The sequence below is a fragment of the Acinetobacter sp. WU_MDCI_Abxe161 genome (assembly GCF_025514355.1).
GTDB lineage: Bacteria > Pseudomonadota > Gammaproteobacteria > Pseudomonadales > Moraxellaceae > Acinetobacter > Acinetobacter pittii_E.
In genome coordinates this window covers 15,575-35,807 of the sequence record NZ_JAHPTU010000002.1, presented here as the reverse complement: position 1 = coordinate 35,807, position 20,233 = coordinate 15,575, and the positions used below count along the sequence as shown (strand labels likewise).

General features: G+C 39.4%; 19 protein-coding genes. 14 read left to right on the top strand and 5 right to left on the bottom strand.

Annotated features, from left to right (window positions below; genetic code table 11):
- The first annotated feature begins 111 nt into the window (after positions 1 to 111).
- From KTI78_RS02070 to KTI78_RS02055, 4 genes are all read left to right on the top strand, one after another.
- A complete protein-coding gene (locus tag KTI78_RS02070; RefSeq protein WP_016141687.1) occupies positions 112 to 1,278 on the top strand; it encodes an ATP phosphoribosyltransferase regulatory subunit in 1,167 nt (388 codons plus the stop codon).
- 65 nt (positions 1,279 to 1,343) lie between these two features.
- Positions 1,344 to 2,663 (top strand): adenylosuccinate synthase, encoded by a 1,320-nt coding sequence (locus KTI78_RS02065; RefSeq protein WP_016141686.1) that lies wholly within the window; start codon positions 1,344 to 1,346, stop codon positions 2,661 to 2,663.
- Positions 2,664 to 2,784: 121 nt separating this feature from the next.
- Positions 2,785 to 3,102, top strand: a complete 318-nt coding sequence (locus KTI78_RS02060; RefSeq protein WP_262445037.1) for a hypothetical protein — start codon at positions 2,785 to 2,787, stop codon at positions 3,100 to 3,102.
- 114 nt (positions 3,103 to 3,216) lie between these two features.
- Positions 3,217 to 3,996, top strand: coding sequence for a M48 family metallopeptidase (locus KTI78_RS02055; RefSeq protein WP_016141684.1), 780 nt, complete (start codon positions 3,217 to 3,219; stop codon positions 3,994 to 3,996).
- A 55-nt stretch (positions 3,997 to 4,051) separates the two neighbouring features.
- Here KTI78_RS02055 and KTI78_RS02050 read toward each other — a convergent pair whose 3' ends face one another.
- Positions 4,052 to 5,101 carry an NADP(H)-dependent aldo-keto reductase gene (locus KTI78_RS02050; protein ID WP_262445036.1) on the bottom strand — a complete coding sequence of 350 codons (1,050 nt, stop codon included), beginning with the start codon at positions 5,099 to 5,101 and terminating at the stop codon, positions 4,052 to 4,054.
- Between the two features lie 159 nt (positions 5,102 to 5,260).
- Positions 5,261 to 5,968 (bottom strand): cAMP-activated global transcriptional regulator CRP, encoded by a 708-nt coding sequence (gene crp, locus KTI78_RS02045; RefSeq protein ID WP_016141682.1) that lies wholly within the window; start codon positions 5,966 to 5,968, stop codon positions 5,261 to 5,263.
- Positions 5,969 to 6,208: 240 nt separating this feature from the next.
- Here crp and KTI78_RS02040 point away from each other — a divergent pair, with 240 nt between their 5' ends.
- The 3 genes from KTI78_RS02040 to KTI78_RS02030 all read left to right on the top strand — a co-directional run bounded on the left by KTI78_RS02040 (position 6,209) and on the right by KTI78_RS02030 (position 7,350).
- Positions 6,209 to 6,328, top strand: a complete 120-nt coding sequence (locus KTI78_RS02040) for a hypothetical protein (RefSeq protein WP_002121587.1) — start codon at positions 6,209 to 6,211, stop codon at positions 6,326 to 6,328.
- Positions 6,329 to 6,406: 78 nt separating this feature from the next.
- Positions 6,407 to 6,829 (top strand): OsmC family protein, encoded by a 423-nt coding sequence (locus KTI78_RS02035; RefSeq protein WP_004642007.1) that lies wholly within the window; start codon positions 6,407 to 6,409, stop codon positions 6,827 to 6,829.
- Between the two features lie 95 nt (positions 6,830 to 6,924).
- Positions 6,925 to 7,350: a GNAT family N-acetyltransferase gene (locus tag KTI78_RS02030; RefSeq protein WP_262445035.1), complete on the top strand. Its 426-nt coding sequence runs from the start codon at positions 6,925 to 6,927 to the stop codon at positions 7,348 to 7,350.
- Here the strand turns inward: KTI78_RS02030 and KTI78_RS02025 are convergent.
- Positions 7,347 to 8,156 (bottom strand): peptidoglycan DD-metalloendopeptidase family protein, encoded by an 810-nt coding sequence (locus tag KTI78_RS02025; RefSeq protein ID WP_262445034.1) that lies wholly within the window; start codon positions 8,154 to 8,156, stop codon positions 7,347 to 7,349. The two genes, KTI78_RS02030 and KTI78_RS02025, sit on opposite strands and share 4 nt — an antisense overlap.
- 300 nt (positions 8,157 to 8,456) lie before the next feature.
- Here KTI78_RS02025 and clpB point away from each other — a divergent pair, with 300 nt between their 5' ends.
- Positions 8,457 to 11,036, top strand: coding sequence for an ATP-dependent chaperone ClpB (clpB, locus tag KTI78_RS02020; RefSeq protein WP_005070314.1), 2,580 nt, complete (start codon positions 8,457 to 8,459; stop codon positions 11,034 to 11,036).
- Between the two features lie 261 nt (positions 11,037 to 11,297).
- Positions 11,298 to 11,714: a hypothetical protein gene (locus tag KTI78_RS02015; RefSeq protein WP_016141679.1), complete on the top strand. Its 417-nt coding sequence runs from the start codon at positions 11,298 to 11,300 to the stop codon at positions 11,712 to 11,714.
- An 18-nt stretch (positions 11,715 to 11,732) separates the two neighbouring features.
- Here the strand turns inward: KTI78_RS02015 and rlmKL are convergent, their stop codons facing one another.
- Positions 11,733 to 13,943: a bifunctional 23S rRNA (guanine(2069)-N(7))-methyltransferase RlmK/23S rRNA (guanine(2445)-N(2))-methyltransferase RlmL gene (gene rlmKL, locus KTI78_RS02010; RefSeq protein WP_262445033.1), complete on the bottom strand. Its 2,211-nt coding sequence runs from the start codon at positions 13,941 to 13,943 to the stop codon at positions 11,733 to 11,735.
- 239 nt (positions 13,944 to 14,182) lie between these two features.
- On the opposite strand from rlmKL, the gene KTI78_RS02005 reads away from it, so the two are divergent.
- The 5 genes from KTI78_RS02005 (at position 14,183) to KTI78_RS01985 (ending at position 19,430) form a co-directional block, all read left to right on the top strand.
- A complete protein-coding gene (locus tag KTI78_RS02005) occupies positions 14,183 to 14,527 on the top strand; it encodes a hypothetical protein (RefSeq protein WP_224992465.1) in 345 nt (114 codons plus the stop codon).
- Between the two features lie 124 nt (positions 14,528 to 14,651).
- On the top strand, positions 14,652 to 15,668 hold the full coding sequence (locus KTI78_RS02000; protein WP_262445032.1) for an aspartate carbamoyltransferase catalytic subunit: 1,017 nt from the start codon (positions 14,652 to 14,654) through the stop codon (positions 15,666 to 15,668).
- A 12-nt stretch (positions 15,669 to 15,680) separates the two neighbouring features.
- The gene (locus KTI78_RS01995; RefSeq protein WP_239968027.1) at positions 15,681 to 16,916 is read left to right on the top strand and encodes a dihydroorotase; all 1,236 of its coding nucleotides are present in this window, start codon (positions 15,681 to 15,683) and stop codon (positions 16,914 to 16,916) included.
- A gap of 213 nt (positions 16,917 to 17,129) precedes the next feature.
- Complete coding sequence (locus tag KTI78_RS01990; RefSeq protein WP_239968028.1) at positions 17,130 to 18,557, top strand: OmpA family protein; 1,428 nt, start codon at positions 17,130 to 17,132, stop codon at positions 18,555 to 18,557.
- A 93-nt stretch (positions 18,558 to 18,650) separates the two neighbouring features.
- Positions 18,651 to 19,430, top strand: coding sequence for a Rossmann-like and DUF2520 domain-containing protein (locus KTI78_RS01985; RefSeq protein ID WP_262445031.1), 780 nt, complete (start codon positions 18,651 to 18,653; stop codon positions 19,428 to 19,430).
- Positions 19,431 to 19,443: 13 nt separating this feature from the next.
- Here KTI78_RS01985 and KTI78_RS01980 read toward each other — a convergent pair whose 3' ends face one another.
- Positions 19,444 to 20,070, bottom strand: coding sequence for a glutathione S-transferase family protein (locus KTI78_RS01980; RefSeq protein WP_262445030.1), 627 nt, complete (start codon positions 20,068 to 20,070; stop codon positions 19,444 to 19,446).
- Positions 20,071 to 20,233 lie beyond the last annotated feature (163 nt).

Here is a 20,233-nt window from a genome sequence, read left to right as displayed (position 1 = left end):
AATTGTCAGGTGCATGGCAGAAAGTATCATGCTACACTAAGAGAAATCGGGTGTGTTCCCGATTTTTTTATGTGGGGTCGTTCCACGTTGATCAGATTTTAGGCTTGAAATATGACCATTTCAGAGACATGGTTGCTGCCTGACGGGGTAGCAGATGTATTGCCGGAACAGGCACAAGTCATTGAAAAACTTCGCCGTGAAGCTTTAGATTTCCTCGCGGTACGAGGTTATCAATTGGTATATACACCATTTATTGAATACATCGAATCGTTGTCTTCATTATCAGAATCAAATCAAGACTTGGATTTAGTAACTTTTAAGGTCATTGATCAGCTCTCAGGCCGTTTACTCGGTGTTCGTGCTGATATGACGCCACAAGTTGCACGTATCGATGCACATGTAAGACCAGTTGAAGGCGTTGCACGTTACTGTTATTCAGGGACTGTATTACATACTAAACCACAAAATTTTAATGCCACGCGTGCACCTCTACAATTGGGTGCAGAGTTATACGGGCATGACAGTATCGAAGCTGATGTCGAAATGGTCGATGTTATGCTGGGGTTGATTGAGAACATCTATACTCTACAAGGCGCGCATCTAGATTTGGGCCATGTAGGGTTGTTCCGCAGTTTAGTAAAGTATGCTGGCCTGTCAAAAAATGAAGAGCGTGAGCTTTCGGATCTTTATCAAAGAAAAGCATTACCAGAGTTAGCTGAATTTACTCAAAACCTTAATATGGGTTCTGATTTTTATGCGCTTGGCCGCTATTCTAGTGATCTAGAAGCATTACAGGCGAATTTAAGTGCAAACATCTTACAAGATGCTGAATTTAAGTCAGCGTTAGATGCACTTAAAACAACGCTTGCGCAAATTAAAGGTCGTTGGCCAAATCTCAATATCGGTATTGATGTTGTAGAACTACGCAGTTATCACTATCACACTGGCTTAATGTATGCAGTCTATGCACCGAACCGTGCTGCACCTTTAGCACAGGGTGGCCGTTACGATGGTATTGGTGAGCACTTTGGCCGCGCACGTCCTGCTACTGGCTTCAGTTGTGATTTATATGCTTTAGGTGCAAATCAGTTCGCCGAAATCGAAACTGTTGTTGCTCCAAAAGGTTCAGAACAGGATTTACTCTCAGCAATTTCGAATGCACGTGCTCAAGGTTTACGTGTCGTTCAATTGTTGGGTAATGATGATTTAAGTTCTATTCCATATGCGACCCATCAATTCGTGTCGCAAAATGGACAATGGAATATTGAAAAGATTTAATCGCCAACGGTAAGTTTTTTTACTGGTGGTTTTCAATTTTAACAGCATGATGTAATGAGGCTATTATGGGCAAAAATGTTGTGGTACTTGGTACCCAATGGGGCGACGAAGGTAAAGGTAAAATCGTCGACCTGCTCACAGACCAGGCGGCTGCGGTAGTACGTTATCAAGGCGGACATAACGCAGGTCATACTCTTGTCGTAGGTGGTAAAAAGACTGTTTTGCACCTCATTCCATCAGGTATTTTACGTGAAAACGTATTGTGCTTAATTGGTAATGGTGTAGTACTTTCACCAGCCGCGTTAATTGAAGAAATGGGAATTTTGGAAGCGGAAGGTGTTCCTGTTAAAGAACGTCTACGTATTTCTCCAAACTGTCCACTCATTTTGCCTAACCATATTGCACTTGATCAGGCACGTGAAAAGAAACGTGGTAACGCTAAAATCGGTACTACTGGTCGTGGTATTGGTCCTGCTTACGAAGATAAAGTAGCTCGCCGTGCAGTGCGTGTTGCTGACCTTGTTCGTGGTGGTGCAGCATTAGAAGAAAAACTCCAAGAAATGCTTGAGTTACATAATTTCCAATTAACTCAGTTCTACGGTGTAGAAGCAGTTAAATTTGAAGATGTATTAGCTCTTTGCAACCAGTGGCGTGAAGTTCTTGCTCCATTAGTGATTGATGTGACTAAAGTGTTGCATGACTATCGCAAAGAAGGTAAAGCGGTAATGTTTGAAGGTGCTCAAGGCTCACTTCTAGACATCGACCACGGTACTTACCCGTATGTTACAAGTTCAAATACAACTGCTGGTGGCGTGAGCGCTGGTTCTGGTATGGGACCTTTACATCTTGATTATGTATTAGGTATTACTAAAGCTTATACAACACGTGTAGGTGCCGGTCCATTCCCAACTGAATTGGTTTACGATGCAGCGGCTGATTCTGGTGACCCAATTGGTAAACACCTAGGTACAGTTGGTCATGAATTTGGTGCTTCTACTGGTCGTCAACGTCGTTGTGGTTGGTTTGATGCTGAAATTCTTCGCCGTTCTGTAGATGTAAACTCTCTTTCAGGTATTTGCTTAACTAAACTTGACGTTTTAGATGGTTTAGAAGAAGTGAAAATCTGTGTGGGTTATGAAAATACGGATTCAGGTTGTGTAGGTTCTTCAGATGCGGTTTCTTTTGAATGCTTGAAGCCAATTTACGAAACTATGCCGGGTTGGAGTGAGTCAACTGTTGGTTTAACTAGTATCGACCAATTACCAGCAAATGCTTTGGCTTATGTTAAGCGTATTGAACAATTAATCGAATGTCCGATTGATATCGTTTCAACTGGTCCAGACCGCGCAGAAACAATTGTTTTACGTCATCCATTCTCTGCTTAATTAGCAAAGATTAAAAAGGCCTCCTAACAGGGGGCTTTTTTATACCCGACTAAAGTGCAGTTTTCGTTTTATCAGATTCAGATTAAAACGTTCTATATAGATAAGGAATGATGGGCTCAGGATGAAGCTGCAACCAACTATTTCAAAAACAATTTTCTATTCTTTTTTATTTGCTATTGGAGGTTCACCCACACTAGCGATGTTGGTGATTTATGGGCAAAAATATCATGAAGATTTCTTTATGACCGCTTTTATGAGCTTGTCAGTTCTGTTTGCATGCGTGTTAATTCCTGTCGTCCTCATACAAAATAGTTATTTACTCTGGAAAAGCGAAAGTTCTAATCTTGAAGACAAAGTTAAGACCTTAAGTCATGTTTATCTGGGTTTAAATATAATCTGTTTAATTTTCTGGATTTATTTAATGACTTTATCGACTTGATCGTTACATAAATACTATGATCATGAAGAAATCAGACATTCAAAGCATGAATGGTATTTCTTATAATAAGTGCAAAAGAATAAACAGCTTTTTATCGATTAGGTGATCCATGTTATGAATAAAAAACTCTTTTTAAGCTTGTGTGCAGCAAGTGTGATGACCATTTCTGGCTGTGCAACAGTAGCAGACATGGCCGGTGCAGATACTGCAACCTTAAATGCCCAATCTGCTCAAGGTTTTAATAAGATGGTGCAGGAAGCACGTGGTAAGGGTGCTCTCGATACAAGTTCTAGTACATATAACCGTATTAATGCTGTATTCAACCGTTTAAAACCATATGCAAACCAGATGAATCAGACTGGTCAGCCATTTAGCTGGCAGTTAGCGGTGTTGAAATCAGATACAATTAACGCCTACGTTGCACCTGGTGGCAAGGTAGTGTTCTATACAGGTATTGTGAATAAACTCAACCTGACAGATGCTGAAATCGCAGCTGTTATGGGCCATGAAATGACTCACGCCTTGGAAGAGCATGCGAAAAGTAAAATTGGTGCTCAAGCTTTAACTGATTTAGCATTAAATATTGGCTTAAGTCAGATTAATGGTGGGAATGTGGGTCAACTAGGGACGGCTGCGGCTCAGTTAGGCACACAAGTGGGTGTGGGGCTGCCATATTCTCGTAGTTTGGAAAGCCGTGCTGACCAAGGCGGTTTAATGTTAATGGCACGTGCAGGCTATAACCCAAATGCAGCGATTACGCTTTGGGAAAAAATGAACAAACTTGAAGGCAGTGGATCATCTTTCTTGTCTACTCACCCATCAAACGCTCAACGTATTGGTGATATGCGTAAAAACTTACCTGCAGCAATGGCAGTTTATAATAGCCGTAGATAAGTTATAAAATTCTTTATAGATTAAGAAAACGGATGCTTCAGCATCCGTTTTTTATTTAAGGCGCAGGGTTGGGCTGTTGGGTATGGATGGCTTCAATACCTTTTAGAACTTCACTAGGTAACTCAATTTCAAATGCCTGAATATTTTCTTTAAGTTGAGCTAAATTCGTGGCACCAATAATTGTACTGGTCACAAAGAACTGTTGTTTAATAAAAGCTAAAGCCATCTGAGTCAAACTTAGCCCATGCTTTTCTGCTAGTTGCGCATATTGTTCAGTTGCCCATTCGCTTTGAGGGTTACTGTAGCGGCTAAAACGCGGAAATAGTGTTACACGAGCATTAGCAGGGCGAGCTCCATTTCTAAACTTGCCAGTTAAGTAACCAAAAGCCAGAGGAGAGTAGGCGAGCAAGCCGACATCTTCATATTTAGCAATCTCTGCCATACCTATTTCATAGGTGCGATTGAGAAGACTATATGGGTTTTGAACACTTACGAATTTACTGACACCTAGCTTTTCGGCCAAATGTAAAAATTTCATAGTGCCCCAAGGGGTTTCATTTGATAAACCAATATAGCGAATGCGTCCGCGATTAATTTCTTCTTGTAGAGCGAGTAATGTTTCTTCTAGAGGTGTTGTGTCGTAATCATTTTGTGCTTGTTTGTTACCATAAGCGAGCGTACCGAAAAAGTTGGTATGACGTTCAGGCCAATGCAGTTGATAAAGATCGATATAGTCCGTTTGGAGGCGTTTAAGTGAACCATCTAGGGCTTTGGCAATATGGTCGCTGTTAAAGCGGGTATGGCCTTCTCGGATGTGGGTTCCTCCAAAGCCTGGGCCTGCAATTTTAGATGCAAGAAAGACTTTGTCACGTTGTCCGTGCTGAGCAAACCAATTGCCAATAATCGTTTCAGTTGCGCCGTAGGTTTCCGGTTTGGGTGGAACAGAATACATCTCTGCCGTATCCCAAAAATATAAACCATGTGCCAAGGCGTAATTGAGTTGTTCAAAAGCTTCTTGTTGGGAGTTTTGCTCGCCAAATGTCATGGTGCCTAAACAAATTTCTGGAAGTTTAAGGCCTGTGCGACTAAGTGGGTTAAATTGCATACAGCGAAATCCTTGGAAATTTTGAGTTAGCCTAACGGAGAATATGTATTCAACTTAAATCATAAAATTAGAATAGTTTGTAAGTTTTGTGTATTAACTCATTGTTGCATATAAAAAAAGCAAACCGAAGTTTGCTTTTTATTAAAAATTTAAAGAATATTATTCTTCATCGTCGTAGTCATCATCAGAAACAGGGTTTTCTTCTAATGAAGCATCAAAAATAAGAATAGCTTTACCATCAGTTTGGATCATACCTTGATCTTCTAAGGTTTTGAGTACACGACCAACCATCTCACGTGAGCATCCAACAATACGGCCAATTTCTTGACGAGTAATACGAATTTGACGACCATTCGGCAAAATCATTGCTTCTGGCTGAGAAGATAGATCGATTAAACAACGTGCAATACGACCAGACACATCAATGAAAGCAAGATCTGTCATTTTACGTGTTGTATTTTTTAGACGACGAACTAATTGTGCAAAAACAGCATAGCTTAAATCTGGATATTGTTTGCTAAGTTCGTGGAAGTTGTCATATGAAATTTCTGCAATTTCACAGACATCACGAGTACGAACTTCGGCTGTACGTTGAGGGTTCGGTTCGAAAAGCCCCATTTCCCCAAAGAAATCGCCTGGATTCAAATATGCGACAACAATTTCACGTTCATCATCTTCACGTAAAATAATTGAAACTGAGCCTTTTAAAATTAAATATAAAGATTTTGACTCTGTTCCGGCATCAACAATTGTGGTTCGTTTTGGATATCTGTTGATGTGAGCACGTTTTAACAATGCTTTAACGGATTCAGGTAGTTGCCCCGGAGATAAAGCATCTGTGCTGAGTTGTGAAAAATTTGAAGTCATGCTTAATATGTTCCGAATAGGGTAAACAATTCACACAAGCTCGAGATGAGCTATTACACAGAAGAGATGAAATTCCTTATCAACTCATTTTATGTTAGTGTACAAAACAAGGGCCTGTTGACATTTCACAGATGGTTGCGACATAAGACAATTCTTTTAGACGTACCAAATAAGAACTATGAAATTTAGCCATTCTAAATAAATAGATCTTAACAATGGAACGTACAAAATAACTTGGTCTTGCGCTATGCCTGCGCTGCTTTAATTGCAACTCAGATTATGGCTGAAATTTCACAAACTTTATTACAAAACTGGACAAAGGATTGCCATTGTCTGGGTTTTGCGTCTTATTTGGATTAATTTTTAGCTATAACGCAATCCATAGATGAAATGTCAACAGACCCTGCTTAAATTTATAATTTTTTTTGGGTAGTTGCAATGCAAACAAGTGTACATTGGCTAGAGAATGTTGCTTTTGAAGCGAAATCGGATAGTGGGCATAGTGTCATCATGGACGGCTCACCTGAGTATGGTGGTGAAAACCGTGGCCCACGTCCTATGGAGCTGCTATTAATGGGACTTGGTGGGTGTGCTTCGTTTGATATTGTGACCATTTTAAAAAAATCTCGTCAAGATGTGACGAATGTTGTATGTAACTTAAAAGCTGAGCGCGCTGACGCAATTCCGGCTGTCTTTACTAAAATCCACTTACATTTTGTGGTAACTGGTAAAGCTGTGAAAGAAAAGCAGGTCGCAAAAGCAGTTGAATTGTCTGCCGAGAAATATTGTTCAGCGAGTAAAATGCTTTCTGATGGTGGTGTGGAAATTACACATGACTTCGAAATTATTGAAGCAGAATAAGGCAGTTTTTTGATAGCTAGTAATTATAAGAAGCTGACATGAGAGTTGGCTTTTTTATTGTCAAAAATAACTAAAAAATAACAAGGAGAATAAAAGTGAATATTCGTTTTGCGAAATCGGAAGATACTCAAGCAATATGTGATTTACTTAAACAGATGGGATATCTAAAACCTCTCACTCTTATTCAAAAAAAATTTGAATTATTAAATAATGACTCTAACTCAAAAATTTTAGTTGCTGAAGAGGAGGATAAAATTTGTGGTTTTTTATCTCTCTACTTTATTCCGCAAATAGCTTTGCAAGGTGACTTTGCCAAAATATGTTATCTATGCGTTGACGAGAAGATGCGTAGCAAAGGAGTGGGACATTTACTGGTGCAGGAAGCAGAAAGGTTAGCAAGACAACGTGGTTGTGACAGAATGGAACTTCATTCTGGCATGCAAAGACCTTTGGCACATCAATTTTACCTAAGAGAAGGTTATGTCGAGGCACCAAAGTATTTTCGTAAAGCTTTAAATTAACGAGCTGTATTTAGAAAAAGTTGAGGATCTACCCGAGCATTATTAAGGCTCATACCCCAATGCAGGTGAGGGCCTGTCACACGTCCAGTTTTGCCTACTAAACCTAGTGTTTCTCCTTGGCGGATGCGTTGGCCTTTCTCTACTTTAATTGCGCTTAAATGGCAGAACATGCTGACTAGACCTTGGCCATGGTCAATCAAAACGGTTTGTCCATTAAAAAAATAAGATCCAGTTTGGATAACCACACCATCTGCAGGAGCAACTACTTTTTGTCCTACTGGCGCTGGAATATCTAACCCTGAGTGAGGCGCGCGTTCTTCACCATTAAAAAAGCGTTTTCTGCCAAAAGAGTTGGTAAATTTCCCTGAAGTCGGGCGTATAAATGTTGGTAGGGTTTGCCATGAACTTTGTGTAAATGAGGTATACACATCATTTTGTTCTTTAGCTTCTTGAGCGTAACGGTCTAACTGACTTTGATTAGGGTTCACATAATCTTGGTTAGTGACTTTAATTCGTTGTTCAGCGTAAGGATAAGACTTAACTTCTACTTGAATCGGAGCTTTATTCGTGTCGAGCTGAATACTGCCGATTGGAGTAGACAACGGAATGCCAAATACAGCATAACGCTGCTGACCTTCTTGACTGATTAAAACGGGCTTTTGTTGAAAAGTGACCTGAGTAATATCAGCACTTAGAGGAACAACTGCAATTCCACCGGGTCTTCTGGAATCTTGTGGAAGCTGAGCGATTGCCAGTGCCGAAGTAAAAAGACAAGTTGTTGTTAATATAATGTGTTTAAAGTGCATTTTTCATTTCAAAACGAGTAGGAAACTAGCCAGATAAACTAAAGCTTAATTATTAAATTCTCAATGAAGACTTTGTGAAAAGTGTAGTATGAATAAGCATGAATTTAAATAATCAAGCATTTTAATAAAATGTAGCTGAACTGTACTTGAAATATATACAAAACAATCCCATATTATAATGGAGTTTTACTCATTGTTATTTAAATAACATTATGAAAAATATATAAAAATTTATTTGAAATCCGAAGAAGTGTTCCCATCTATTAGACAAGTACAAATTTGTTGTGAGGAATAACAAGAATGCGTTTTGAAAAATTTACAAACCGCTTGCAGCAAGCCCTCTCAGATGCTCAATCTTTAGCGATGGGTAAAGACCATACTGCTATCGCAGGTATTCATATTTTGTCTACCTTATTAGAAGAGCCATCAAATATTAGTTTGTTGCAACAAGCAGGTGCGCGCTTACCTGAACTTAAACAAAAGCTTGAGCAAGCTATAAAAGATGCGCCGACTATTGCCAATCCAACGGGTGATGTCAACTTAAACCCGGAAGCGGTTAAAGCGCTTAATTTGGCAGACAGATATGCGCAAAAAGCAGGTGATGAATTTTTATCAACTGACTGGGTTTTATTAGGCTTGGCAGAGACCGGCGAAACTAAAAATATTTTAAGTGCGGTAGGTGTAACTCCCGACAGCTTACGCAAAGTAATTGAACATATTCGAGGTAATGACAAAGTCATGAGTAATAATCACGAAGACCAACGTGACTCACTTAATAAATATACGATTGATTTAACAGAGCGGGCTTTATCTGGAAAACTTGATCCTGTCATTGGGCGTGATGATGAAATTCGCCGTACCATTCAGGTGTTATCGCGTCGTACCAAAAACAACCCTGTTCTTATTGGTGAGCCGGGTGTTGGTAAAACCGCTATTGTTGAAGGTTTGGCACAGCGTATTGTGAATGGCGAAGTGCCAGAGGGATTAAAAAATAAACGTGTTTTATCCCTCGACTTAGGTTCATTACTGGCTGGTGCTAAATATCGTGGTGAGTTTGAAGAACGTTTAAAAGCTGTTTTAAAAGACTTGGCAAAACACGAAGGCGAAATCATCCTATTTATTGATGAGTTACATACACTCGTAGGTGCAGGTAAAGGTGATGGCGCGATGGATGCAGGGAATATGTTAAAACCTGCGTTGGCTCGTGGTGAATTGCGCTGTGTGGGTGCAACAACCTTAGATGAATATCGCCAATATATTGAAAAAGATGCGGCCTTAGAGCGTCGTTTCCAAAAAGTACTGGTTGATGAACCTAGTGTTGAAGATACGATTGCAATTTTGCGTGGTCTAAAAGAGAAATATGCCACTCACCATGGTGTGCAAATTTTAGACTCTGCGATTATTGCTGCGGCGAAAATGTCTCATCGCTATATCACCGACCGTCAATTACCGGACAAGGCAATAGATTTGATTGATGAGGCAGCTTCTCGTATTAAAATGGAGATTGACTCTAAACCTGAAGCGCTTGATAAACTTGATCGCCGTTTAATCCAGTTAAAAATGCAATTGGAAGCGGTGAAAAAAGATGAAGATGTCGGCAGCAAAGCTGAAGTCACTCATCTTGAAAAACAGATTGCTGAAGTCGAGAAAGAATACAACGATCTTGAAGAAATCTGGAAGTCTGAAAAAACTTTGGTAGAAGGTACTAAACAGGCTCAGGTTGAACTTGATAAAGCCCGTATTGCTTTTGAGAAAGCTCAGCGTGAAGGTGATTTGGCTGAGGCAGCACGTTTACAGTATGGCGTAATTCCAGAGCTTCAAAAACAACTGGAGCAAGATGAAGTTGCAGAAGAGAACGAAGAGCCAAAACTCATTCGTACTAAAGTAACTGAAAATGAAATTGCTGAAGTTGTTAGTGCTGCAACAGGAATTCCGGTTGCTAAAATGATGCAAGGCGAGCGTGAAAAACTTCTTAATATGGAAGAGTTTTTACATGACCGTGTTGTTGGACAAGATGAAGCTGTCGTAGCTGTATCGAATGCGGTTCGTCGTTCACGTGCAGGCTTGTCTGACCCGAATCGTCCAAGTGGTTCATTCTTGTTCTTAGGTCCAACAGGTGTTGGTAAAACAGAATTGACCAAAGCATTGGCGAACTTCTTGTTTGACAGCGATGATGCCATGATTCGTATCGACATGAGTGAATTCATGGAAAAACATTCGGTGAGCCGTTTGGTTGGTGCACCTCCGGGTTATGTGGGTTATGAAGAAGGTGGTGTTTTAACTGAGGCCGTTCGCCGTAAACCCTATAGTGTGGTGTTGTTTGATGAGGTTGAAAAAGCGCATCCAGATGTCTTCAATATCTTGCTACAAGTGTTGGATGATGGACGCTTAACAGACTCACAAGGTCGAGTAGTTGACTTTAAAAATACGGTCATTGTGATGACCTCGAATTTAGGTTCACAAGATGTACGTGAACTAGGTGAGGGTGCAACAGACGATGAAGTGCGTACTATTGTAATGAATGCGGTAAGTCAGCATTTCCGTCCGGAATTTATTAACCGGATTGATGAGCTTGTGATTTTCCATTCACTCAAAAAAGCACAAATTCGTGGCATTGCCGATATTCAGTTGGATCGATTACGTTCACGTCTTGTTGATCGTGACATGAGTTTAACTGTAGATGACACTGCCTTTGATTTATTGATTGATGCTGGTTTCGACCCTGTCTATGGCGCGCGTCCATTAAAACGTGCGATTCAACAACAGATTGAAAACACATTAGCTCAAAAAATCTTGTCGGGTGATTTTGTTGCAGGTGATACCATTTTAGTTAAAGGCGAAAATGGGCATTTAGTCTTCGATAAAATGAAACTCAGCTAAGCTTGTTCTGCTAAAACCGAAAAGAGAATATGGAAACATATTCTCTTTTTTTTTATTTTCTATTGAGTTGGCACTGACGTACAGACCTAAGATAAAAATCTATAAAACAACGTGAATCTTCACAAAATATGTGTGAAATATTTCAGGTTTTAAAATGATCAATGTTAATGGTCGGGAAGTCTATTTATAAGATTGCGACATGTTTAAAAAATTGTTAATTTTGTTCGATATAACGAACAATAACAATTTAGGATAGATGTAATGAACAATAAACAAGGATCTGCGCTGTGTGTTTTGGGCCTTATTACGCTGATACCAATGAATGTTTTGGCAGCGCAGCCTTTGAGTGAAGGGGCATTAGCGACACAGACTGGAGCGGTAAATGCAGCTTTACCTGTGATTATTGCAAAAGCTCAAGATGATGCTAAAAAACCTATGGTAGAACAACAACAAGCACGTCAGGCATTGGGCGATAATTATTTACAGCAAGTTCGATGGGATGCGCTTAGAACGAGCGTACTTTCTCCTTATCAAGAACAAAAACAGAATCATGTGCTAGATAGTAAAGAAAAGAAGAAACTGGAAATGATTGCGTTACCGGAAAGAGCAGACCGATTTACCAAATATGATTTTGAATCAAAAAATGTTCATGGTGAGGTTATTATTACCGTGAAGTAATAATAACCTCTAATCTTATTAATATTGATCTAGACCAGGATGCTGGATTTTCCATGCACGGTGAATTTTCTGATTACGTTTAAAATCAAGTCCAATCGTTTCAGAAGTGATTTCTTCAACTTGAAAAATAGCTTCGATCTCTTCATCCATTTCAAAACCACGATAGTTGTTTGAGAAATAGAGCGTTCCTTCACTGTTTAATCGGTTCATTGCACGTTTAATGAGTGAAACATGGTCACGTTGGACGTCGAAAGTACCGTAGAACTTTTTAGAGTTTGAGAATGTCGGTGGATCGATAAAAATAAGATCGTATTGTTCATGACCTTCTTTTAACCATTCAAAACAGTCGCTCGCAAAGAACATGTGCTGTTCATCTGCATGATCTACAGTAAGACCATTTAAAACGAAGTTTTCTTTTGACCAGCTTAAGTAGGTATTAGATAAGTCTACACTTGTCGTACTTGCAGCACCGCCTAAAGCAGCATGTAAGCTTGCTGTAGACGTATAACTATATAAGTTCAAGAAGTGCTTACCACGAGCTTCTTGAGCAATACGTAAACGCATTTGACGATGGTCAAGGAATAAACCTGTATCTAGGTAATCTGTTAGATTCACTAAAATTTTAGCTTTACCTTCTTGAACGATAAAACGTTTTGAAGCTGTGCTTTGTTTTGTATATTGATTAGTACCTGTTTGGCGCGCACGCGTCTTAATAAAGATAGCATCGCGGTTTAAACCGGTAACAGCACGAATCGCAGCGAGTGCTAAATTAAAGCGTTTTTTTGCTTTTTCAGGATCGATCGATTTTGGTGGTGCATATTCCTGAACATGTAAGCGATCGCCATATAAATCTACAGCGACATTAAAGTCAGGTAAGTCCGCATCATACAAACGTAGGCAATAAACATTTTCTTTCGTTGCCCATTTTTTCAAGGCAGTCATATTTTTTTGCAGACGGTTAGCAAAATCTTGAGCTTCTTCCATTTCAATAGGTTGAGCTTGCCAAGTTGCTAAAAATGGCTGAGTTACTTTTTCTGGCTTAATTGAACCAAAACGAATGTAAATCGGTAACTTACCATTCATTAAACGCAAGGTTTCAGGCGCTTCAAATGCTAAAACATCGGCTTGTTCAATTTGAGCTGCAATAATAGCTGCATATTGATTTGGGAAATGTTTTTGTAAAAGTGCAGATAAACCTAAGTAAAGAGAGCGGTTAGATGCTTTATCACCTAAACGTTCACCGTATGGAGGGTTTGTCACAATAAATGCAGTTTTGCCTTCAGTAGAAAAATCAGGCCAGTCAGCTAAAGTACGTTCTTCAATTTGAATTTGACCTAATACTTTTTCAAAGCCCGCTGCAATAATATTTTCACGAGTTGCTTTTACCGCTTCCCAATCTGCATCGTAGGCATAAAATTTAGGTAAAGGTAATTCTAGCGCCTTTTCATGACGTTCTGCTGCTTCAGCTTTAAGTGAAAGCCAAAGTTCGCGGTCATGACCATGCCAACCATTAAAACCAAAACGGCGAACAAGTCCTGGTGCACGGTCAGTCAAAATCATTAATGCTTCAATAATAAATGTACCTGAACCACACATTGGATCGAGCACAATCTCTGGCTTACGTTGCTGAAGCTGAGCTTTTTGTAAGATTGCCGCAGCAAGGTTTTCTTTAATTGGCGCATCCGTCATATAACGACGGTAACCACGTTTATGTAATGAATCACCAGATAAATCTAGGCAGTAGGTATGTTCAGTTTTACCTGCTAAAACATAGAGCGTAATTTCTGGTTGTTTGGTGTCAATGCTTGGACGACGACCTACAGCTTCCATAAAGGAATCGACAACACCATCTTTTGCTCGAAGTGTTGCAAATTGAGTGTTAACCTTAATTTCACGCTCTGCATGTAAACGAATTGCAAAAGTACTTTGTGGTGCAAAAATAAGTGACCAGTCAAAGCTAATTGCACCTTCATAAAGCTCTTCAGCGACATCACGTGCATCGTGTGTATGTTCAAGTTCATAAGTATGAATTGGAAGTAAAACACGAGAAGCAAGACGTGACCACATACAGATGCGGTAAGCATGTTCAAGCGTTCCTTCAATGATTAAACGTCCTGCTTTACGTTCTGTCACTTTGGTGCCAAGCTGTTCTATTTCTTCTTGTAAGAGGGCTTCTAAACCATCAGCACAAGTAATCCAATAGTGGTTTAAACGTAAAGAGGTATTCATAAACTCGATTGACCAAAACATATAAATATTAACGATGCAAAGTTTAACTTATTTTGATGTGTAAAGGTTTTTAAATTATTGCAACCTATCACAATCCAACCAATAAACTGATTTTTATAGATTAATACAGTAAAAGTGGTATGTATTTTGCTAACTCTATCCCATCAATGGTTATTTATTTAACAAACAAAGCTATTTTTTAACCATTTTATTATTTTAAAGTGATGGGGTAATAATAAATGAAAGACATGATGGGGAATGGTTTTATTGCCAATGCAGATGCTTTCTCGGTAGCCACACAGATCTATGTACGCATGCGTAGAGTGACGGGGCGGGTAATAGATGTAATGTACATGGTTCAAAACAAAGATTATGCCAAATATGTCATTGCGCTTGCACTAGAAACTGAAGATGACGAATTAAAACGATGTGTTGAGCGATTGAAATCGTTGGTTGATACAATATCTGAGCCTTCTCAAAAAGAAAAAATTGCTGTTGGGAAAGTCGAAGAAGAGTCGGAAATTACCGCCGAAGATATTTATCGGGCACAAGTTCCACACCATTACATTGGTGCATTAAGGTAATTGCCAATAAGGTTCTAAGTTTTCTGGTCAATTTAGGGCCTTATTCTGTAAAGTTCTTCTGCGAAAAGAGCGGAATTCAGCTACACTATGCACGTTTTCGCGATTCGACCCATAGGAATCCATTATGCATATTGCAGCGTTGCATCAACCGAGCCAGGTTCAGCTCAATCAAGACGGAAATTTAAAACATTTTTTAACGATTGAGGGACTTTCAAAAGAAAACCTCACCAAGATTTTAGATACCGCACAAAGCTTTTTAGATGATAATAATAATTTAATTAACCGTCCGCTCTTAGAGGGATTAACGGTTATGAATCTCTTCTTTGAAAACTCCACCCGTACCCGTACTACTTTTGAAGCAGCAGCTAAACGTTTGTCTGCCAATGTATTGAACATTGATATTGCACGTTCAAGTACTTCAAAAGGTGAAACACTGCGAGATACGCTCTGGAACCTTGAAGCAATGGCAGCGGATATTTTTGTTGTTCGCCATTCATCTTCGGGTGCTGCACATTTCATTGCTAAAGATGTATGTCCAAAAGTCGCCATTATTAATGCAGGGGATGGCCGTCATGCACATCCAACGCAAGCGATGCTCGATATGCTGACTATTCGCCGTGAAACTAAAAAACCATTTGAAGATTTAAGCGTTGCCATTATTGGTGACATTAAACACTCTCGTGTTGCACGTTCAGATGTGGCTGCACTGCAAACATTGGGCTGTAAAGATATTCGTGTGATTGCACCGAATACATTATTGCCGGTGGGCTTTTCTGAATACGGCGAGCATGTTCGCTTATTCAACAACATGGATGCTGGAATTACAGATTGTGATGTAATTATTGCTTTACGTATTCAAAATGAGCGTATTGACTCTCCAGCATTATCTTCACAGTCTGAATTTTACAGAATGTATGGTTTAAACAAAGAACGTCTTGGTTTAGCTAAACCGGACTGTATTGTAATGCACCCGGGACCGATGAATCGTGGTGTAGAAATTGATTCAAGTGTTGCTGATGGAGACCAGTCGGTTATTTTGAAACAAGTAACTAATGGTATTGCAGTTCGTATGGCCGTATTGGCGTTATCAATGCAAGGCCAACTCCAAGAGCAAGGTTTAATTGAAGCGATTACGTTGTAAGGAATGGATCACATGAGTATTGTAAAAATTGAAAATGTACGTGTGTTAGACCCAATCCAGAAAACAGACAGCGTACAAACTGTATATCTTGAAAATGGCAAGTTGATTGCTCCGGTAGAGCAAGTTGAACAAGCTATTGATGGACAAGGTAAATGGTTAATGCCAACCATGGTTGATTTGTGCGCGCGTTTACGTGAACCGGGTCAACAACAGCATGGGACATTAAAGTCGGAAGGCAAGGCAGCACGTAGCAATGGTATTTTGCATGTCATTACTCCACCTGACTCAAAGCCGATTGTACAAGACAATGGTGCTCTCATTCATGGCTTGATTGAAAAGGCATGGCATGATGGTGGCATTCACATGCATATCATTGGTGCTCAAACCCAAGGTTTAAATGGGAAACAACCAGCGAATATGGCGGGCTTGAAAAAGGGTGGTTGTACTGCTGTTTCTAACGCAAATGCTGCTTTTGAAAATGATGATGTCGTTATTCGTACCTTGGAATATGCAGCGGGTCTTGGTTTAACAGTCGTGTTTTATGCCGAAGAGCCTCAAATTGCTAAAGACGGTTGTGCGCACGAAGGCTTTATTGCTTCTCGCCAAGGTTTGCCAATGATTCCGGCAATTGCTGAAACTGTAGCAATTGCAAAGTATTTACTTATGATTGAAGCAACTGGTGTAAAAGCACACTTTGGTTTGTTGTCTTGTGGTGCGTCAGTTGAATTAATCCGTGCAGCAAAAGCAAAAGGTTTACCTGTAACTGCCGATGTCGCAATGCATCAGTTGCATTTAACTGAACATTTAACGGATGGTTTCAATTCGCTTGCGCATGTTCGTCCACCATTGCGTTCTGAGCAAGATAAAGAACTTTTACGTCAAGGCTTAAAAGAAGGTGTGATTGATGCGATTTGTACGCATCATGAGCCTTTAAGTAGTTCTGCCAAAATGGCGCCGTTTGCTGAAACTCAACCGGGCATTACCGCTTTTGATACCTATGTATCTTTAGGTATTCAGCTTATTAATGAAGGTTTATTCGAACCTTTAGAGTGGGTTGAAAAAGTGACCAGCGTGCCTGCGCAGGTGGCTAATATGACTACGCGTTGGAAAGATGAAGCAGGATGGGTATTAGTAGATCCTGAATTAAGCTGGACGGTAAGCAAAGAAACTATTTTATCACAAGGGAAAAACACCCCATTATTGGGTCAAAACCTTACGGGTAAAGTACTTCAAACTTTTGCTAATTGATTAAACGCTTAGTTAAATTAAATTTAAAATATAAACAGGTAGATCAATGAGGTCTACCTGTTTTGTAAATAATAGATGGAAATTTGTATATAAATTATTTAAAAAACAACAAAAGATTGAGCACGGATTAGAATAAAAAACTATCAGCAAAGAGAAGTATTTGAATAATCAAAAGTTGCTGGTTACGACTTATAAGATTCGGGAGAATAATCAATGTCGATAAACCCTATAGAACTGCTTAAAGAAAAAGTATCATCAACATTATTAAATAACCAGGACGGATACCTAGGCGAAAAATCGAATGCTTTATCTAAGTTTTATCCCATTTTACTTTCATTATTAGCTGCTAAACCTGATCTTATTGGACAATTAAAAAACAGTTTGGCTCCCTCGTTATCAGACCTTTTTTCTCATAATGACCAAATCAAGAATACTGTACTGACTCATTTAAGTGGTACAGCACCAAATAATGAAATCGAAAGCACACTCAACAGTGCAATTAAACCTAGCCTTAATGCAATTTCGGATGTTGCCGGAAATGATCAACAGAGTATTGTGAATTATTTACGTCAGCACGCAGAAACCATTCGTTCGCATTTACCGGGATGGGCAGTAGGTCTATTAGCTCCTTTAGGACTTGGTGCAGGTTTATCTTCAGTTCCACATGCAACTTCAGCAGCCCCGCCATTAGCTGCAGCCAGCGAAAAAACAGGCAAATCTCGTGGGTTCCTCCCTATTATTGCCTTAATTATTTTGGGTCTTATCATTGCTTGGTTATGGCGTTCTTGCCAGCATAAAGAAGCTGTACCAGCACCTGAACCTACGGCTGCTAGTGGTGTTGAAGCAACTACTGCAGCCGCGCCTGCGAGTTTAACTTTAAGTACAGATGATAAAGGTGCTGTGAGCCAGTGTCAGGCAGGTATTGGTGATCAAGGATTCTTAGCAACATTACAAACCCAAGTTAAGCAAGTTTTCTCATCAACTCAAGATTGTAATGTGGATACTAGTCAAACTTATGCGGCTGGATTTACAGACAAAGATGCGCTGGCGGGCGTACTTGGTGCATTAAAAGGTGTGCCAAATGCATCTTTAGAATGGATAGGTGACAAAATTACTTTGAAAGCAGGTGATGCAGCAGCTTTAGCAGCATTAACCGCAAAAGTAAAAGCACTTGTTCCTCACACTGAAGTCGTTTCTACAGCACCAGAAACAACTGAACAGTCTGTAAGTAATAGCTTAACTGCTTCGCAAACTGCTTTGGGCTCAATTGACCCGAACAATGTCGATGTAAATGCGTTAGTGAAAGCGCTTAACTTGCAAATCATTAATTTTGCGAGTGGTTCTAGTGACATTCCGGCAGATAACAAAGCCATTCTTGATCAAGCTGCAACACTTTTAAATAAAGTAAGTGGTGTGAAATTAAATGTAGGTGGTCATACTGACTCGACTGGTAATGCTGCGGCAAATAAAGCTTTATCACAACGCCGTGCTCAAGCTGTGGTCGACTATTTAACATCTAAAGGTGTAGATGGGTCTAAATTAGTTGCACAAGGTCATGGCTCTGATCAACCAGTTGCAGAGAACACGACAGAAGAAGGGCGTTTTAAAAACCGTCGTATCGAGTTTTCAGTAGCTCAATAATGCTCTGATGAATTAAAAATTAGTTATTTTAATTTGAAAAAAGCTTCTCATTTTGAGAAGCTTTTTTGTTGAAACAAATAGTGTTGGATTGATATGAAAATCAGTTTGGTGGGAAGTGGGCGAGTTGCCTTTCATTTGGCAAAAGTACTTTTGGCTCAAGGTCATCACATCGTACAAGTCTATGCGCGTGATTTTGAGAAGACCCAGAAATTTGCAGAGAAAATCCAAGCAAAAGCCTGTCAGTCTCTTCGCGAATTTCAACCGACTGAGTTAATTATTCTGGCAGTTTCAGATAGCGCAATTGCAGAGCTTGCAAAACAGGTTCATGAGTTATTTCCTGAAACACTTATAGTGCACACCTCTGGTAGCACAGATATTGAAGTCATCAGTCATGTGCATGAAAGAGCAGGGGTATTTTATCCATTACAGACATTTAGCTTTGAAAGAGAAGTTAATTGGTCGGCAACGCCTTTATTTGTTGAAGCGGTAACAGATGCGGATCAAGCAATACTTGTAGATTTAGCAAATAGCCTAAGTGATCGAGTGTATCAATACACCTCAAAACAGCGTTTAACTTTGCATTTGGCAGCTGTGTTTGCCTGTAATTTTAGTAATTATTGTTTTGACATGGCAAAGCAGATTGTAGATAAAGAGCAGGTCGACTTTAGCTTGCTCTATCCTTTAATTGTGGAAACAGCAAAAAAAGCCACTGAAAATGATCCAAAGCAAATGCAAACAGGGCCTGCAATGCGAGGTGATCAAAACATCTTAGCAATGCATCAAGATTTATTAGCTCAAGCAGAGCGGGATGATTTAAAACAGGTGTATCAACTTTTAAGTGATGGCATCGTAAAGCGCCATCACTCGGACTAAGGCTTATTCAAAATTAAGGTTCGCCGTTATTGCCCCATTTTAAGAAACCCGCACGTTGATTTAACAGTTCAAAATATTGATCGACATGCTTAAGCGTTGGATGGTCAAAAGGAGTGGCCTTCCAGCGTTGTACAGACAGCCCAATTGGAATATCGGCTAAGCTAAATCGTGAACCTGCAACATAGGCTTGAGTTTTTGTAAGCTGTTGATCAAGAATCTGCATATGATGATTCCAGTCATCAATACCTTGTTTTAATAAGTTTGGATCTTGATGATCTGGTGAATGTCTAAGTAAAGACATAATGGTATAAGTCCAGCTGTTATTCAGCTCGATTGCTTGCCAATCAATCCACTGATCTACAAAAAATCTTTCTTTCGCTTGAGTAGGGTAAAGCTGATGTTCTTTATCGTAAGCATTTGCCAAATAACGGATAATACTGTTGGACTGCCAAAGGACTAAATCACCATCTAAAACTACAGGAATTTGTCCATTTGGGTTTAATTGTAAATATTCAGGTGATTGTGCTGAACGAAAGCCTCTTCCCCAATCTTCTCGTTCATATTCAAGATTTAGTTCTTCACACAGCCATAAGACTTTGCGAACATTAATGGAATTATCGCGCCCTAAAATTTTTAACATAATGTTTTCTGGCTTTTCGTGAGTTTAAGTAAATTGAATGTAATACAAATTTTTTAGTTATTTAAGATTTAATAGTAAAAAAAGATAAGAGAACAAAGACCGTTTATAAAAGCATAATTTTTTGATATTTATTATATTGCTGAAGTAAAAAATACAGACAGTT

What these genes read in the sequence shown, in the direction of transcription:
- rlmKL (WP_262445033.1), bottom strand. Translation starts at nt 13,943, where the DNA reads ATGAATACCTCTTTACGTTTAAACCACTATTGGATTACTTGTGCTGAT.
- KTI78_RS02050 (WP_262445036.1), bottom strand. Translation starts at nt 5,101, where the DNA reads ATGCAATTTAACCCACTTAGTCGCACAGGCCTTAAACTTCCAGAAATT.
- KTI78_RS01990 (WP_239968028.1), top strand. Translation starts at nt 17,130, where the DNA reads ATGTCGATAAACCCTATAGAACTGCTTAAAGAAAAAGTATCATCAACA.
- KTI78_RS02035 (WP_004642007.1), top strand. Translation starts at nt 6,407, where the DNA reads ATGCAAACAAGTGTACATTGGCTAGAGAATGTTGCTTTTGAAGCGAAA.
- KTI78_RS01980 (WP_262445030.1), bottom strand. Translation starts at nt 20,070, where the DNA reads ATGTTAAAAATTTTAGGGCGCGATAATTCCATTAATGTTCGCAAAGTC.
- KTI78_RS02070 (WP_016141687.1), top strand. Translation starts at nt 112, where the DNA reads ATGACCATTTCAGAGACATGGTTGCTGCCTGACGGGGTAGCAGATGTA.
- KTI78_RS02000 (WP_262445032.1), top strand. Translation starts at nt 14,652, where the DNA reads ATGCATATTGCAGCGTTGCATCAACCGAGCCAGGTTCAGCTCAATCAA.
- clpB (WP_005070314.1), top strand. Translation starts at nt 8,457, where the DNA reads ATGCGTTTTGAAAAATTTACAAACCGCTTGCAGCAAGCCCTCTCAGAT.
- KTI78_RS01995 (WP_239968027.1), top strand. Translation starts at nt 15,681, where the DNA reads ATGAGTATTGTAAAAATTGAAAATGTACGTGTGTTAGACCCAATCCAG.
- KTI78_RS02065 (WP_016141686.1), top strand. Translation starts at nt 1,344, where the DNA reads ATGGGCAAAAATGTTGTGGTACTTGGTACCCAATGGGGCGACGAAGGT.
- KTI78_RS01985 (WP_262445031.1), top strand. Translation starts at nt 18,651, where the DNA reads ATGAAAATCAGTTTGGTGGGAAGTGGGCGAGTTGCCTTTCATTTGGCA.
- crp (WP_016141682.1), bottom strand. Translation starts at nt 5,968, where the DNA reads ATGACTTCAAATTTTTCACAACTCAGCACAGATGCTTTATCTCCGGGG.
- KTI78_RS02055 (WP_016141684.1), top strand. Translation starts at nt 3,217, where the DNA reads ATGAATAAAAAACTCTTTTTAAGCTTGTGTGCAGCAAGTGTGATGACC.
- KTI78_RS02005 (WP_224992465.1), top strand. Translation starts at nt 14,183, where the DNA reads ATGAAAGACATGATGGGGAATGGTTTTATTGCCAATGCAGATGCTTTC.
- KTI78_RS02025 (WP_262445034.1), bottom strand. Translation starts at nt 8,156, where the DNA reads ATGCACTTTAAACACATTATATTAACAACAACTTGTCTTTTTACTTCG.
- KTI78_RS02060 (WP_262445037.1), top strand. Translation starts at nt 2,785, where the DNA reads ATGAAGCTGCAACCAACTATTTCAAAAACAATTTTCTATTCTTTTTTA.
- KTI78_RS02015 (WP_016141679.1), top strand. Translation starts at nt 11,298, where the DNA reads ATGAACAATAAACAAGGATCTGCGCTGTGTGTTTTGGGCCTTATTACG.